The sequence below is a fragment of the bacterium genome, assembly GCA_023230585.1.
GTDB lineage: Bacteria > Ratteibacteria > UBA8468 > B48-G9 > JAFGKM01 > JALNXB01.
This window is the reverse complement of record JALNXB010000001.1, coordinates 33,581-50,367: the sequence shown is the minus strand read 5'-3', so window position 1 is coordinate 50,367 and position 16,787 is coordinate 33,581. Positions and strand designations below refer to the sequence as shown.

General features: G+C 35.9%; 14 protein-coding genes, 1 tRNA gene and 2 pseudogenes. 4 read left to right on the top strand and 13 right to left on the bottom strand.

All coding sequences use genetic code 11. The features are described from left to right. Positions 1-45 precede the first annotated feature (45 nt). From M0P98_00235 to M0P98_00175, 13 genes and pseudogenes are all read right to left on the bottom strand, one after another. Positions 46-843, bottom strand: coding sequence for a prepilin-type N-terminal cleavage/methylation domain-containing protein (locus tag M0P98_00235; GenBank protein ID MCK9265309.1), 798 nt, complete (start codon positions 841-843; stop codon positions 46-48). 38 nt (positions 844-881) lie between these two features. Continuing rightward, positions 882-1,514 (bottom strand): hypothetical protein, encoded by a 633-nt coding sequence (locus tag M0P98_00230; GenBank protein MCK9265308.1) that lies wholly within the window; start codon positions 1,512-1,514, stop codon positions 882-884. A gap of 39 nt (positions 1,515-1,553) precedes the next feature. Beyond that, positions 1,554-1,640: pseudogene (locus M0P98_00225) on the bottom strand (prepilin-type N-terminal cleavage/methylation domain-containing protein). Between the two features lie 244 nt (positions 1,641-1,884). Then, a complete protein-coding gene (locus M0P98_00220; GenBank protein MCK9265307.1) occupies positions 1,885-3,180 on the bottom strand; it encodes a bifunctional folylpolyglutamate synthase/dihydrofolate synthase in 1,296 nt (431 codons plus the stop codon). Beyond that, on the bottom strand, positions 3,177-4,019 hold the full coding sequence (gene accD, locus M0P98_00215; GenBank protein ID MCK9265306.1) for an acetyl-CoA carboxylase, carboxyltransferase subunit beta: 843 nt from the start codon (positions 4,017-4,019) through the stop codon (positions 3,177-3,179). Before accD ends, M0P98_00220 begins: the two co-directional genes overlap by 4 nt. Continuing rightward, positions 4,016-4,891, bottom strand: coding sequence for a 4-hydroxy-tetrahydrodipicolinate synthase (gene dapA, locus M0P98_00210; protein ID MCK9265305.1), 876 nt, complete (start codon positions 4,889-4,891; stop codon positions 4,016-4,018). The genes accD and dapA overlap by 4 nt, the downstream gene beginning before the upstream one ends. A gap of 93 nt (positions 4,892-4,984) precedes the next feature. Then, the gene (locus M0P98_00205) at positions 4,985-5,326 is read right to left on the bottom strand and encodes a DUF721 domain-containing protein (GenBank protein MCK9265304.1); all 342 of its coding nucleotides are present in this window, start codon (positions 5,324-5,326) and stop codon (positions 4,985-4,987) included. Next, a complete protein-coding gene (dnaN, locus tag M0P98_00200; GenBank protein ID MCK9265303.1) occupies positions 5,323-6,426 on the bottom strand; it encodes a DNA polymerase III subunit beta in 1,104 nt (367 codons plus the stop codon). Before dnaN ends, M0P98_00205 begins: the two co-directional genes overlap by 4 nt. A 100-nt stretch (positions 6,427-6,526) precedes the next feature. Beyond that, entirely contained in the window at positions 6,527-7,837 is a 1,311-nt protein-coding gene (gene dnaA, locus M0P98_00195; protein MCK9265302.1) for a chromosomal replication initiator protein DnaA, read from the bottom strand. A gap of 14 nt (positions 7,838-7,851) precedes the next feature. Further along, on the bottom strand, positions 7,852-8,172 hold the full coding sequence (locus M0P98_00190; protein ID MCK9265301.1) for an SEC-C domain-containing protein: 321 nt from the start codon (positions 8,170-8,172) through the stop codon (positions 7,852-7,854). Positions 8,173-8,184: 12 nt separating this feature from the next. Beyond that, positions 8,185-11,580: pseudogene (gene secA, locus M0P98_00185) on the bottom strand (preprotein translocase subunit SecA). A gap of 301 nt (positions 11,581-11,881) precedes the next feature. Continuing rightward, a tRNA-Phe gene (locus tag M0P98_00180) sits at positions 11,882-11,953 on the bottom strand. A gap of 187 nt (positions 11,954-12,140) precedes the next feature. Then, positions 12,141-12,905: a sugar phosphate isomerase/epimerase gene (locus M0P98_00175; protein ID MCK9265300.1), complete on the bottom strand. Its 765-nt coding sequence runs from the start codon at positions 12,903-12,905 to the stop codon at positions 12,141-12,143. Positions 12,906-13,039: 134 nt separating this feature from the next. Here M0P98_00175 and M0P98_00170 point away from each other — a divergent pair, with 134 nt between their 5' ends. From M0P98_00170 to M0P98_00155, 4 genes are all read left to right on the top strand, one after another. Beyond that, complete coding sequence (locus M0P98_00170) at positions 13,040-13,261, top strand: hypothetical protein (protein MCK9265299.1); 222 nt, start codon at positions 13,040-13,042, stop codon at positions 13,259-13,261. A gap of 65 nt (positions 13,262-13,326) precedes the next feature. Continuing rightward, positions 13,327-14,283, top strand: coding sequence for a hypothetical protein (locus tag M0P98_00165; GenBank protein ID MCK9265298.1), 957 nt, complete (start codon positions 13,327-13,329; stop codon positions 14,281-14,283). A 1-nt stretch (position 14,284) separates the two neighbouring features. Next, on the top strand, positions 14,285-15,082 hold the full coding sequence (locus M0P98_00160; protein MCK9265297.1) for a PIG-L family deacetylase: 798 nt from the start codon (positions 14,285-14,287) through the stop codon (positions 15,080-15,082). Between the two features lie 619 nt (positions 15,083-15,701). Then, positions 15,702-16,691, top strand: a complete 990-nt coding sequence (locus M0P98_00155) for a succinylglutamate desuccinylase/aspartoacylase family protein (protein MCK9265296.1) — start codon at positions 15,702-15,704, stop codon at positions 16,689-16,691. Positions 16,692-16,787: the final 96 nt, after the last annotated feature.

The window sequence follows — 16,787 nt, the reverse complement described above, 5'->3', positions numbered from 1 at the left end:
AGTTCAAAAGTAGAACAAAAACAAGACTCCATCTTCACCTATTAGTTACAACCCAGCGCCCCATCGCAAAGTATCTAAAGTGTAATCTTTATCAACAATACGCCATGAAGTTGTTGTGTTGCTTCCTGTTGGTTGGGTATGTACTCTGGTCACCTCCATAAACCTGTTAGGTGTTACAGATTCTACGTGCCCATCTGCAAATAGCAGGTTGGCTTTTCCTGCATGCCGAAAATGTACGTGACCTGAAGCACTCGAGGTTTGGTATGCATACCACCGTTGTGTCATAAAATAGGCGCCTCCTTTCTGTATCTCTGCGGCAGTAGTAGCTGCCGGATGGGTAATACTATCTGCAAAAAGCCAGAAAGATTCAGCACCTTTAACAATTTTTGACAGATTAATCCAACCAGAACTTGAAGCAGGACAAGCGCCTTGAGCATCACTGGTTAGACCACCGTACCTAAACCCATAGGACTGCTCTCTTTTAGAGGTACTCCAACTCCATTCATAGGGTAATGCTGAAGGACAGACTATTACTTTAGTTGAAATATAACCTGTATAGTTTCCGTACATACCATAAGTTGCACGAAAAGAACTATGTGCTGACGCTATACGCCTATTCGCCCACCCGTCCCAATCTTCTGCATAAAGTTTCATCCCAAGACCTATCTGTTTAAGGTTGTTCATACATACCGACGACTTCGCTCGAGCCCTTGCCTTACTCAATGCCGGCAACAGCATGGCAGCAAGGATAGCAATAATGGCTATAACAACCAGAAGTTCTATTAGGGTAAACCCATCTCTCCGACCGCTTGCTTGGTGGATAGAAATTTTCTCTCTTCTCATTTTTTTCTCACCTCTCTTATGATTTGACCATTAAAATATCAGTATTCCGTGTAAAGATCTCTCAATGTTGTGGTAGAACCAGAAGTGCAGTTAGGCACATCTTCCTGACTAAGAACACGGTATGCGACGCTCGCATTAGGGTCTCTATTAAAAGCAGGTGCCCATTTAACGTGACCTCCTACATATAGCACATTGACCCCGTCCCACGAATGGTTAAAATAATCTCGAAGCCTTAATTGGGTATTGGTGGCATGATACCATTTATACCCAGACGAATAACCAACCTTCGTATCAGCCATTATTGCAGTATCGGGGTGGGTTTGCAGGTTAAGACCATAAGCATAAGAACAGGTGCCTGTTTGGGTCTGGTACGTACCATCTGTGCGGGCAATGAGATATCCGGGGATGTCAGTCGAAGCCTTATCAAAGGTGCTCGGGCATACAAAAAGTTGTGAGTCTGTTACGTATGGTGGAGTTTCCAATTCTGGATGCGGTTGCTCGTCACCGTTAACCAAAACAGTAGGAATAAGTTGTCCGGTCAAAAGCGCAAGCGATCTATTGGTCTTTGAATAACTACTCCGATCTGCATTTGCGTCACAAACAGGAAAATAACCTCCCCAGTCGTTAGCATAAATGTGAAGGGCCAACCCCACTTGCTTGAGATTGGTCATACAAACTCCCCTTCTTGCTTGTTCTCTTGCCCTCGCTAATGCGGGCAGAAGCATTGCAGCGAGAATTGCGATAATGGCTATAACAACCAACAATTCAATGAGAGTGAAACCTTGATGCTTTTTCATTTTTATCACCTCCCTTACCTCGTTTTGTAGTGTCTTCCAAGGGAGCATACTGTTTACTTGGTCATTGTATACTTACATTTGAAACAGTCACGATAAAACAATCATCTTACCATAAATTTGCACACTTTATTCACATTCTAATTCTACTATACACCTCTAAAATTTGTCAAGTATTTATCATCACTACTTCTATTATACTGATTTGTATAAACGAATAATAAAACTGAAGTTATAATATAAATTTCTATTTGGTGTATAGAGGTTTTTTTTCGGTTAAAGGTAATATATTGCCACAAAGATATAAAGAACCACAAATACACCAATTGCCAGTATGTTTTTCTGTATACCTATATGCTTTTTGATAATCGGGCATAACAATTATTCTTATATCTTCTCTTTTGATGTAAGAAGCAAGCATCTGCGGTTCGGCTGCCCTATCGGTTTCTGTTTTGGTAAAAACAATTGTCTCAATATTTTTGAACCTTTGTAGTGCCTGCAACATCTTCTGCCACTCTTTATCTTTAAGAATTCCTATTAAAAACGACCATTTTTCTTTTGGGAAGATATTTTTTAAACTATTTAATAGTGTTTTCATACCATCAAGGTTATGGGCTCCATCTAAAATCAATAACGGCTCTTTTTTGAGCACTTGCACCCTACATGGCCATTTTACTTTACGTAGCCCCCCATATATAGATTCATTAGACATAGGGAACCCTTTGTTCTGCATAAGACTGACTGCTTGAAGAACAAGAGACATATTTTCTATCTGATGTTTGCCCAGTAAAGGTGTAAAAATGTTGGTATATTTTTTGCTACCATAAAAATTAAAACTCTGTCCGTCTTGAGTAACACTTTTTTTGATTGATTTAAAATCCTTGAGGTGGACATACAATTTTGATTTTTTTTCTCTTGCTTTATCTGTTATAACATCCAAAACCTCTTTATGCTGAGAAGAAGTTACAACTATACTACCTTCTTTGATAATACCAGATTTTTCATTAGCAATTTCTGGATATGTTTTTCCAAGAAACTTAATATGGTCAAACCCTATTTTGGTGATAATCTCCAAAAACGATGGTAACACATTTGTTGCATCAAACCTACCCCCAAGCCCAACCTCACAAACAAGAATATCTATTTTAAAATCAGAAAAAAGAGAGAATGCTACAACAGTCATCGCCTCAAAAAAAGTCGGGGTAAGATGCTCAGGTTCGTTCTTCAAAATACCTTGTAATTCTCTAATTTTGTTTATAAAAACCTCTTCTTGAATATTTTCACCACCAATAGATATTCTTTCTTTAATATCAACAAGGTGAGGGCTGGTATACAAACCTGTCTTATAACCTGCCTCATTAAGAATAGTCGCAAGACTTTTAGATACAGAACCTTTACCATTAGTTCCGGCTATCAGGATAGATTGATATTTAGTGTGAGGGTTACCAAATTTGTCTAGCAAATGAAATGTCTTTTCAAGCCCAAGCTTAATACCAAAATCTGTAAGGCGTAAAAGAAATTCTATTTCAGGTTGACTGTTCATGTATGAAAAATTTGAAGAATGTTGCCAATTGTCTGCTTTAACTCATGCCTGTCTACAACAATATCCAACATACCGCGTTCATATAAAAATTCTGTTCTTTGAAAGTTTGGAGGTAATTTTTGTCTTATTGTCTGTTCTATAACCCTTGGCCCTGCAAAACCAACCAAAGCTTTAGGTTCTCCAATAATAATATCGCCTAAAAAAGCAAAACTTGCTGCAACTCCACCCATTGTAGGGTCAGTTAAGACAGAAAGGTATAAAAGCCCTGCGTTTCTCATCTTCCCAATCACTGCTGATGTTTTAGCCATCTGCATAAGAGAAATCATTCCTTCATACATCCGAGCGCCACCTCCACCACCAGAAACAGAAATAAGAGGTAGTTTTTTCTCTATAGAATACTCTGCAGCCCTAACAAATTTTTCTCCCACAACAGAACCCATACTACCCATTATAAAATTTGCATCAAGAACACTGAGCATACATACAATACCTTTGATTTTAGCTTCCCCTGTTATCAGCCCCTCTTTCATACCAGTTTTAGATGTTTCTTCCTTCAATTTATCAATATAAGATTTTACACCTTTAAAATTTAAAGGGTCCCCTGATACCATATTTGGATTTATCTCTTTAAAAGAGTTAGTATCAGCAAGAGATTCTATTCTTTCGTAGGCGTTCATCCTTCCGTAAAATTGACAATGTGGGCAAACTTTAAGATTTTCTAATAATTGTTTTTTATAGACTAATTTCCCGCATTGCTCGCATTTTAACCACAAATCTTTTTTGATTTCAGGTTTTTCTTTAGGTTGCAGACGAACATATTGCCTTTTTCTAAATATCATAAAACCACCTTACTTTGTCTAAGGGTTTTTTCTATTTTGATAAGATTTTCAGCTGAAGGAGCAGTTAAAGGTAACCTCCATTCCATCTCTAACATATTCATAATAGAGAGGGCTGCCTTAACAGGAATAGGGTTTGTTTCAATAAAAAGCATCTTAAATATTGGCATTAATGTTAAATGTAACTTTCTTGCTTCTGCCCAATTGTTTTCGAGGGCTAACCCCACCATTTTAGATACATTTGCAGGGACAATATTGGCTGCAACAGAAATCACACCAACGCCTCCTACAGACATAATAGGTAAAGTAAGTGAATCGTCTCCTGAAAATATTAAAAAATCATTGCTACATAGAGAAGAAATTTGGCTTACCTGGTCAAGACTACCACTTGCTTCTTTTATACCTACAATATTTTTTATAAGAGAAAGTTCATAAACTGTTTCAGGGGATATTGAAACGCCTGTCCTTGAAGGGACATTATATAAAACTATAGGGATAGAAATATTACAAGCAATCTCTTTATAATGTAAATATAAACCTTTCTGAGTAGGTTTATTATAGTAGGGTGTTATCAATAGAACAGAATCGGCTCCTGCTTTTTCCGCATATTGAGAAAGTTCAATAGCTTCTTTTGTATTATTTGAACCAGTGCCAGCCATAACATGAACCCTCTTATCAACAACTTCAACTGTGTAATCTATCAGGTCGCGATGTTCTTGATGAGACAATGTCGCTGGTTCACCAGTACAACCACAGGTGAGAATACCTGATGTACCGTTTTGTATTTGAAATTCAATAAGGTTTCTGTAGGCATCTTTATCTACTTGATTATTTTTCATTGGTGTTACAAGAGCAACAATAGAACCTTTTAACATTGTGTCCTCCATGTTTTGTTTTTTAAAATTATTATCACCAGTTTAAAGACGAAAATATTAGATTTAACACACCATTCAAGAACTTAAATAATATTATATCTTAAACTCTATTTTTTTGATATAGAAAAATCCTGCTTCTTGAACCTTCTTTAACAACTCTCTTTTTTTCATATTAAACATAGATAAGTAACAACTACTGTCTATTTTAACAACAAGAGTATCTTTATATACATTGTATACATAACTATGTGCTTTAAAATTATCTTCAATCAGTTGAAACCAAGCGCTTTCAATATCGTTATGCCTTATCTCCGGAACCTGATTCACAACAACCGATGTTTCCTTATTTTCAACATCAGAACTTTCTTTAGATGTTTGCTTCAACATATCAGGCAACAATCTATTTACTATTGAATTTAGTTTTTCAGTCTTCATTCTAATTTTAAAGGCATAGCTACATATAAATAATTATCTTCTTCTCCATCTCTCATTAACACAGGGGCTTTTTCACTAACAAACCCTACACGCACCTTCTCCCCATCTAATAATTGCACAAACTCCAATAAGTGTGAAGGAGGAAAAGCAAGAACTTGTTCTTGTTCATTATATTCTATATCTAATTTTTCCTGAGCTTCACCCACATCTGGGCTAACAACGGAAAATATAGCAACGTTTTTACCAAAGCTTATTTTAACCTTATTATACCTTTCACTTGTAAAAAGAGATATTCTTTTTAATGTTCCAATAAAATTATCTTTTTGTATCAAGGCTACTTTTTGTTTAGTTTCATCAGGGATAACTTTCTCATAATCAGGAAAATCTTCACTTCCAGATAATAATTGAGCAACAAGGTATGTATCTTCATATTTGAACGAAATTTGGTTTTTACCTATATTAATATCTACAATTTCCTCACCTATTAGAGAAGGGAGAACATTAATTAATTTAAACGGTAAAAGACATTTACAAGGTTCAGGGTACTCTGTTTCTGATAATATCTTAAAAATTGATAACCGTTTGGTATCTGTTGCTATCAAATTTAAAGAATCTTCTTTTATATCAAGTAGTCCACCTCTGAAATGTGCTCTTGGTTCATCTGCATCTATACAAAACTTTGTTTTTCCTATAGCTTTTTTCAGTTTGCTGCCATCTACTTTGAAAGCAACTTCACCTAAAAACTGAGGAAATTTAGGAAATTCATTATAATCCATAACTATAAAAGAATATTTTGAGCCTTGACACTTTATTTCTACAATATTATCTTTTTCGCTTATCTTTACTTCTCCATCTGGAAGTTGTCTTATAAGAGATACAAGTTTTTTACCAGATATAACTACACTACCAGTTTTTACTACCTGACATTCCATATTAACTCTAATAGTATTTTCAAGGTCGGTAGAAACACAGGATACTCCTTCTTCCTTTGCTTCAATTAAAATTCCACTTGTTATCATTAAAGCAGGTTTTGTAGGTAAAATATTATTTATTTTGTCGAGTGTTTTTTTAATTTTTGTACTATTTACTATTATTTCCATTATATCCTCCGTAGTGTTAATAGGAAACTATGTTTTTGCGTATAAGTTGTATAACTACTTGAGTATCAATAAGTTGCAAGTGTGAAAAAATGTGTAAAACTCAAGTGTCTAATAAACTACTTTTAATATCTTCAACAACTCTCTTAGTGTAATCGTCTGAGTTGTATAAGATTCTAATTTTTTTACAGGAATGCATCACAGTTGTATGGTCTTTTGCTCCAAACTTAGCTGCTATGGAATTTAAAGAATTGTTTGTAAGTTCTTTACTTAAAAACATTGCTATCTGCCGTGGAACCAAAATATTTTTAACTCTCCTTTTACTCTTAATCTCTTCTTCTGATATCCTAAAATATTCACACACTTTTTCCAATATCAGATCAATATTGACTATTTTACTTCTTTCTTTATAACTACCTTTAATAATTTCGTCCAAAGTTTCTATATTGATTTCTTTGTTTAATAGAGAGGAGTAAGCAAAGATACGGTTTAAAACTCCTTCAAGGATACGTACATTATCTTTAATATTGTCTGCAATATAAAAGATTATTTCGTCTTTAAAATGGATATTTTTATTTTCACATTTTTTTTTCAAGATAGCAACTCTGGTTTCAAAGTCAGGTGGCTGTATATCTGCAACAAGACCCCATTCAAATCTTGAAAGAAGCCTTTTTTCAAGGAAAGCAATCTCTTTAGGTGGCCTATCACTTGAAAGAATAATCTGTTTTCTCTGGTCATATAGGTAGTTAAAGGTGTGAAAGAACTCTTCCTGAGAACCTTCTTTGCCAGCTATAAAGTGTATATCATCAATTAATAAGAATTCAAGATTCCTAAATTTGTTTTTAAAGGATTGCATTGTTCTGTTCTTAATATTTTGTATAAACTCATTAACATATATTTCTGCTGGTATATATAGAACATTTGTTTGCGATACTGAAATGGCAAATTGTCCTATTGCTTGCATAAGATGGGTTTTACCAAGACCAAACCCACCATGTAAGAAAAGTGGGTTGTAGGCTATACCTGGAGACTGGGCAACAGCAAGCGCAGCAGAGTGAGCAAACCTGTTGCTTTGACCTACTATAAATTGTTCAAATGTATAAGCAGGGTTTAACTTTAATTCTGACTCTACTTTTTTAGGAGTACTCTGCTCTTCTCTATAAACAAGTTCTACCTCTGGATACCATTGTTCGAGTATATAAAACTCTTCTTTTATCATACCAAGAAAAGGTATAAACCCTTTTTCAAATGTTACGGCTGGAAGTTCAAGTTTTAGAGTTTTATCTTCAATTTCTCTTAACAAAACTGGTTTTATCCAAATCTCAAAAGCTCTTGGATTGTTTAATTTTTTTTCTACATTTATTAGAACACTATTCCACAACTTTTGCATCTCTTCTTTAGATTTTTTAAACATATTTTCCACTTGTTTTACACATCTTTTCCACAACAACGTTTATACTTTTTTCCACTTCCGCAGGGACAAGGTTGATTTCTACCAACCTTATCTTGAGTCCTTACGTAAGTTGTATTTTCGACTGTTTGGAGTTCTGGTTGTGCCTCTTTAGTATTTAAAGTGGCAGTTTGAGTTTCTTCTTTTTTGCTACTTAAAACATCAAATTGACCAAATGTTTTATGGTCATAAGCTACCTGTGGAGGTGTAGAACCTCGCTTTATAGGCACTTTTGCATCAGCTGAGATTTGTATTTTTAATAAGTAAGAGAGTATCTCTTTCCTTATTGAAGCAAGCATCTCTTGGAACTCTTGATACCCCTCATGTTTGTATGCTATTAGGGGGTCTCTCTGTGCGTAAGCCCTTAAATTGATACCTTCTCTAAGTTCGTCTATAAGTTTTAGGTGTGCCTTCCATCTGTTATCAATAACCTGTAAAATGATTAGTTTTTGTATCTCTTCAAATGGTGTACCCAATGTTTCTCTTTTCGCCTTATATAGTTCAGTAACTTGACCTACAAGTTGTTCTTTAAACTCATCTCTCCAGAGTACTGGATTGGTTATCTGATCTGTTACAATACCTTCAATTTGAAGCCCAAAAATATTTAATAGAGATATTTTAACATTTTCAGTATTCCATAATAAAGGCTTAACTTGTAAACTCATAGATTCTTCTATTATATTATAAATAGTTTCTTGTATAAAATCTGATATATATCCGTCTATATTTTTATTGTCTAAGACATCTTGACGTAGAGAGTATATAATCAATCTCTGTTCGTTTAACACATCGTCAAATTCTAACAATTGTTTTCTTATTTCAAAATTACGTGCCTCCACTTTTTTTTGCGCATTATTTATCATCTTATTTATTAGTGGATGTTTTATTGTTTCACCTTCAGGCAGTTTTCCCATTATACCTGTCATTCTTTCAGAACCAAATATCCGTAAAAGGTCGTCTTCTATTGATAAAAAAAAGTGAGAAGAACCTGGGTCGCCCTGTCTGCCTGCACGCCCTTTTAATTGGTTATCTATTCTGCGAGCTTCATATCTTTCGCTCCCAATAACATGTAAACCTCCTGCAGAAACAACTTGTTTGTGGCTTTCTAACCAAGGTTCTTTATATTTTTCAAGCAATTGTTCATAGATTCCTGCAAATTCTTTAGGTGTTTTTTCAAGTTCTTCTCTTGCTTTCTGCCACTCTTCTTCGTATTCACTACGTTCTTTCTCATATATTTCACGTGCATCAGCAAGCGCTTGATTATAAAGGGCAAGTTGTTTATCATGCTGGTCTTTGGCTTCTTGATGCTCTTTAATCGCCTGTTCGTAATTTTCTTCTAATAGAGTTGCTTTTAATGCTCTTTCTTTTGATTCTTTTGTATCTAAAAAAGTGTAATATATAGGGCTCTCTTGCTTGAGAAAATTATCTAATACATCTTTAAATTTTTTGCTACCTGATTCAAGTTGTTGGCGAAAATTTTCCAGAAAATCCATATAAGCTGCAAAGTTTTTATTCCAGGTCGAAGAGTCAACCTTCTCTAAAATATCTGCAAACGAAGTGTTTAGGGTCTGTGTATAGTTTTCAAGTTGTTGATGAAATAGAGCAATTGCATTCAATAAACTTTTTTTATGTTCTTCTTCTTCCTGAGAACTGTTTAAGACTTCTGTAAATTTATTCCTTAGTTCTTCGATATCATCGTATGTTACAATATTAAACCGTGCTTTTAAATTGGCTCTATATGTTCTATATTCTCGGTAGGTTCTGCCTGCGTTCTCTTTAAAATCTTTTAATTTTGAGTCGTCTTTAAATTCTTGCTGGGCAACAAATAAAGAGTCCGACGCTTTATCGTGTTTATCTTTCAACTGGTACAAACGTTTCTTGTATCTGTCATAGGTAGAACCACCATAATGTGTAAATATGGTCTCTTCAAACCTTTCTTGAGCTGTTTTATCAAGGTTTTCAAATCTTACCCCTGTTTCATCAAGTGAGGTCTTTAACTTTGATAGCACTTCTTCAAACTGTTTCTCTATCTCTGTTAACGCTGTTTTATACCTATCTTCAATTTCAATTAAAACAGAAGCAAAGGCTTTCCCGGTACCTGTAGTGGAAGCATCAGTTGTTTGTTTTTTATGCCAAATGGTTCTGATAGTCTCCTCTCTTGCAAGTATTTCAGGGTTTCCGCCCAATATAATATCTACTCCTCTTCCTGCCATCTGTGTTGCAATAGTAACAGCTTTAGGTCTTCCTGCCTGTGCTATAATTGCTGCTTCGGCTTCATGGTTTTTTCCATGCAAAACCTGGTGGGGAATATTTTTTCTTTTTAAGAACCTACTTAAAAGTTCAGCTTTTTCTATTGAAATAGTTCCAACAAGCACAGGCCTTTGTTGGCTATGTAATTCTTCTATAGAGTTGACAATAGCATTAAATTTATCTCTTTCTGTCTGATAAATTTCATCATCAAATTGGGTTCTGAGAGGTTCCTTATTGGTAGGGATAGCAATAACATCGACTTTATAAATTTCTTTAAATTCAACAGATTCAGTCAGAGCTGTGCCTGTCATTCCAGCGATTCTATCGTAAAGTTTAAAATAGTTCTGAAAAGAGATGGTAGCAAGGGTCTGATTTTCACTTTCAATTTTCACTCCTTCTTTAGCTTCTATTGCCTGGTGTAAACCATCACTCCATCTTCGGCCTGGCATAATTCTTCCTGTAAACTCGTCCACAATGATTACCTGACCATCTTTTACAATATACTCTTTATCTCTTTTAAAGAAAGTGTGTGCTCTAAGAGCTTGGTTTATATGGTGGACCCGTTCAGTATGAGCTCCATCATAAAGGTTTTGGATAGACATTAATCTTTCACATTTTTGAATACCCTGGTCTGTTAGTGACGCTGTCTGTCCTTCTTCGTCAACGGTAAAGTCCATATCTTTATCGAGTTTTCTTACCAGACGGTCTATCTCATAATAAAGTTGAGGCGCTTCTTCTGAAGGACCAGATATAATTAACGGTGTTCTTGCTTCATCAATAAGTATAGAATCTACCTCGTCTATGATAGCAAAGTATAGGTCTCTCTGCACCTGAGACTCTTTGTTGATAGCCATATTATCTCTTAGGTAGTCAAAACCAAACTCACTACCGACACCGTAAGTGATATCACATTGGTACGCTTCTTGTCTGGAGACAGGACGTAAATTTAAAAATCTTGAGTCGGCTGGAAGATACGTTGGGTCAAACATAAACGCTGTTGTTGCAAAAGGGCCTTTAACCTCTTTATGAGAGATGATACTACCAACGCTTAAACCAAGGTAGTGAAATATAGGACCCATCCATTGGGTATCTCTTTTAGCAAGATAATCGTTAACAGTAACAAGGTGGCACCCTTTTTTACGTAAAGAGTTAAACACAAGAGGTAGAGTTGCAACAAGTGTTTTACCTTCTCCTGTTGTCATCTCAGCCATATTACCTTTCTGGAGTACAATACCACCTATAATCTGGACATCAAAATGGCGCATATCGAGAGTTCTACGAGCAGCCTCACGCACAAGAGCGAAACTTTCAACAAGAAGCGGATTCTCATCAATATCTTCTTGCATAAGCGCTTCTCTTATCTCTTCTATTTTTTGTTGCATATCTTCTTTGGTAAGAAGTTTTGTTGCCTCTTCTTTCTCGTTAATTTTTTGGAGAAGTTCTACAGTTTCTTCCATAAAAGCACACTGTTTTTTATTAAAAATTTGGTTGATAAAATATTTGGTGCCAGGGTTTAAGGTTTTTATAGAAGAAAGCAATTTGTTGTAGTAAGACATATCTAAGAATCCCCTTTTACTCATTAAAAAAACATTTGAGTGTTGCTTTATATTTTGTTGTTTAGAAACGATAACTCTTTCTTTTTCTGAAAATACCTGTCTATTATGTTTAGTGAAAGAGGTGTGGAGTAGAGGGCTTTTCAGAGAAAGGAGTATGCTTTAAAAATTGCGTTGTTAAGTGTGCAATCTTTTCTGCTTAAGGTGCCGGGGGACAGAATCGAACTGTCGACGCCAGCCTTTTCAGGGCTGCGCTCTACCAGTGAGCTACCCCGGCACTTGACCTACTATGAAACTAAATAATACCAGATATTTAATCTATTGTCAACAAGAATGTATAAAAAAATTGTAGAAGATTTTTTTATTACAATTAAATTGTTTTTTAAAAGAGATACGACCGCCTTGCCAAATCCTTATGCGAAATATTGGAATAAGTCTTAGCAATATATAGTTACAAAAGGGTTTTAAGGTTTTATCCCCCACTTCTGCATATTTTCAAGACTTATCTTAAATGCTTCAAACCCGTCGATGGTTGGTCTATCCATTTCGATAATAGCATATTTGGAACCTGCTTTTTTACACGCAGAAAGTATCCGTTCCCAGTTAAGGTTACCTTCTCCGATAGGTGGCATTACTTGTTTATGTTCCTGTATACCCATATCTTTGAAATGTATTTGGCTACACCTTCCAGCAAAATATTCTATCCACCATGCAGGGTCAGCACCACCGTTTTGAGCCCAATAAACATCTAGTTCAGATTCAAGCCCTTTACAGTTATCAAGTAATATTTGTAACCCAGTTTGACCGTCAAACCTTTCAAATTCACCTGAGTGGTTATGTATTCCCAATATCATCCCAGCTGAGTTTACTTTATCTATCACATTGCCGAGTTCTTCAGATGCTTTGTAAAAACCATCCCTGTTGAAATATTGTATTGGTAACCCACAAATAACAGAGACACTACCCAAATATTTATGCTCATCAATAACTCTATCTGTATCTTCGATTACTTCTGCATAATTAGGTCTGTGGGTTGTGCAAGCAATAAGTCCATTATCATCAAAAATTTGTTTCAATGTTTTAACATCTTTAGGTTCTTTTATACCCGACGCTTGTACATAATTAAACCCAATTTCTTTCAATTTTTTACAGGTTTTAGCTGTATCTGCAACCGTCTGGCACTGGTCTCTAACTGTATACATCTGCGCTACCGCAATCATACTCTCCATTTAACCCTCCTTTTGTTTACAGTTGAAATAGTATTCACAATTGTTTTCCATTAAATTTTAGTTGAACTTTACCAGTTTTTTCTTCAATTGTCAAGTTTAATTTCTCTATTATGCCCTTGCTGAAAAGTGCTGATATGATAAAGAAAAAAACCAGTTTTTTTTTGACAAGAGCCTGTTATAATGTTTTAATTAAGCACCTTGTAATAAGTGATTTTCCAAACCTTCATTATGCACAATATACAAAATTACGACAACTATTGTCATCAGAAATTGCTCACAGTTTTAATAACATAAATATAGAAATATCAACCATTAAAGCAGAAACAGGTATATTTTTAAGCCAAGAATTTTGGTAAATCGTTTAAGTAGTAAGTTGTATAAAGAAATATTATAAAACTTATAACAAGTAAGTGAGGTGAAAATGACAAGTAAACAATTCTTAAAAATGTTTGATAACAGTAAACATACGTTTCATCTTATTGGTAATGAAAAAACAGGCATTATTATAGGTTTATCTCTCGAAGGAAGGTTGTTTACGGTTATAGATGGCAAAGTTGTAAGCAGGGTTAACCCAGAAGTCTTCAAAATGCGTAGTTCAATAGATAATTATGTTAATCCAGGGGGTGATGTCTTATGGCCAGCTCCTGAAGGTTCTTGTCTTGGGTACGAGTATCCAACGGGACAATGGAGAGTTCCACCGGGGTTAACAGAAGCACATTATAAAGTAGATGCACACACTAAAAATCAGGCAATAATATCTGCTGAAGTAGACCTTATCAATAATTTAGGGATAGGTATTCCAACGATTTTTACCAGAGATGTAAAGGTATCTCAAAAAAAGGGTTCATTAATTGTAACAACTCTGGAATCAATAGAGTATATTGGTGCGAAAGAATTAAAACAGAACCAATGTTTATTGGGTCCTTGGAGTTTATGCCAATTTGATTGCACCCAAGGGTGTGAAGTTGTAATGCCTTCACAAAATAGGGAAGATGTGTGGGACCTTTATGAGCCGAGTAATAAATTGAGAAGTTTGTCAAACGGAATTTATCAAATTCGTACAGAGGGTAACCAGAGATTTCAGGTAGGTATATCCCCTAAAGTTGAGTGGATTGAGTATATTAACCCTAAAGAAAATCTTCAGGTAAGAAGGTTTGCTAAACCTATTGATGAGGGTTTTAACTATTTTGATATATCAGATAGACCTCCCACAGAAAAACCGCAAAAAACAGAAGTAAGATATAGCGTTTATAATGATACAAACGGGTTTATGGAGATAGAAGCGGCAGGGGGTACTGCTAAAAAATGGGTAAAACATACCAACTCAAAGGTCTTTATAACAACAATTTTCAGTCGCATAAACATAAAAGAGGAGTAAAATGAAAAAAACTATAATGGTAATAGGTGCACATGCTGACGATGTTGAGTTTCAAGCTGGCGGTACTTTGGCAAAATATCTTGACAAAGGATATAAAGGCGTTTATATCCTTGCAACAGACGATTCTGCTGGTATCAATCTTGATGAAAACGGAGAATATAAACGGTTCCTTCTACCAAGAGAAAGTAGGGACGAAAGGCACGAGGAGGCAAAAAAAGCGGCGGCTCTTTTTGGGCTTGAACCAATATTTCTCAACTTTAAGCAGAGATTTTTTTGTGATAGGGAAGGAAATTATTACTACTTTGGTTCTGAAGAATATATTAGAATGGCTATACCAGAGAGCAGAGAATGTATTCTTGCAGCGCCAGAAAAGAAGGATTGTGTACAACTTCTAACAGACATTATCAAAGAAGAAGAACCAGAAATAGTGCTTACTCATCAACTCGATTTAGACCCTGAACATAGAAATGTCTCCAGTCTTGTCTTTAAAGCGTTTAAGTTAGCAGAGAAAGAAGTTGAACTTGGTTCTCTATATAACTGGGGTCCAACGTCTGCAGGTGTAATAAAATATATAAAACCAGATATGTTGGTTGATATCAGCCAGTATTTTCAAACCAAACTAAAAGCTTTTTATGTTCATACAAGCCAGGTTGGGGAACGGTTAAAAAGAATTGTTAACCAGAGAGCAGAACGGTGGGGGAGAGAACTTGGGGTTTCACACGGAGAGGCCTTTTTAAAAGTATCACCTGCAGAACCAGATATATATAATCAAGACCAGATTCTTGCATTTTGGGATTAAATACGTTAATAATGTTGTGTTAAAAAAAAGTATGTGGTGTCTACTCACTCCCCATTTTTGCCCTCTACCCTTGGGGGAGAGGGATTAAGGGTGAGGGGGTCTTTATGTCTTCCCCCCATTCCGTCTTTGCGAGCCGTCTTTTGGCGTGGCAATCTCGCCGAAGGCGGAAAAGGAATGCACCTCTTTTTGCCTTCTCCCCTTGAGGATGTTTGGGGTAGTAAGTCCCCAAGAGTTTGCAGAGAGGTTAATAGGATGAGGCTTGTCCGCCGAAGCTTGTATTGTAGCGTAGGTGGAGGGGGAGTTAGCAACTTAACCAAAAACGGAAGACGTAACGATAGTAAGGATAAAAGATGGGAACTCCCCCTGTATGTCATTCCGGACTTGATCCGGAATCTCGTTTTTACGTTGTGCCTATTACCAGCGTGGATTACATTAGAGATCCTGAAACAAGTTCAGGATGACAGAGTTTGGTGCTCACAAGGCGTTTCAACCTACGCCAAGGTATACCCGCCAAAGTTTGTAGTTTAGCGTAGGTTGGCTTCGGCAGACGTTCCTTTGCAACTACCGCTTACAGCATAGCCAAATTTGGCAGAACATTAATAATGAAGGGAGGGGAAAAATGGCTGAGATACAAAAAAAGTTTATGGATATAAATGTTAAAAACATAAAACCGTTCAAATTGCATTATTGGGAAATAGACTCAGGAAGACCAGGTCCTTGTTTTTTCATTAATGCTGAACAGCATGGGATAGAAGTTATGGGTTGCGAAATTATTAGAAGGTTTTGTCCTGTTGCTGCAGAAAAAATTGTTAAAGGCAAGTTTTATCTCCTACCTTTTTCTAACCCGCCTGCTTTGTGGAACAGAAGACACCACGTTTACTCTGAACCCGGACTTCCCAAAGGAAGGGGACAAGATAATATGAATAGAGGGTGGCCAGGTAACCCTGAAGGGCATGAAATTGAACAGATAGTTTATATAATATATGAAACACTTGCCAAAGAAGCAACCCATAATATAGATATGCACTGTTATAGTTTTTTTGGTATTGCTTTTGCTGGCGCCTGCGATAATGAAGAGACGGCATCTTTTACTATTGCTTCTGCGCTACCTTTAATTGTAATAAATAAAAGAGAACACGATAACCTACCTGGTGGTATAAACAAAATATTTGATAGAACAGGTAGACCTTCTTTTTATACAGAGTTTTCAGGCCAATATATGTTATCAGAAAAACAGATTAAACTTGGGTTGAGAATGCTGGAAAACTGTTCAAAACATATAGGGATGTTTGATGGAGAACCAGAAGGTACTGAAAAATCCCTTGTAGCACGAGATGGTGTACCCGCACCTGTTCCAGTTGTTGCTCCTTGCAACGGACTCTTTATTGAAAACGGTTGGGAACCGGGCGATTATGTGAAAAAAGGCGATATACTGGGCACTCTATTTAGCGATTCAAATCTGGAAATAGAAGAGGTAATAGCTCCCATAAGTGGGCTTCTAACGACCTACGGTTGCCACAGAAGACTATCTGATGTTGACCTTGCATCTATGCACCCTTACGCAGATAAAGGCGACCTGCTTGCTAATATTAGGGAAGTGGAAAAGTAAGTTCGTAAGTATTCGCTTAAACAAATTGAATAAAAGAAGGTAAAGGGAACAGAATACTTAAGACAGGGGAAAATATCCCAATGAATATTTACAACA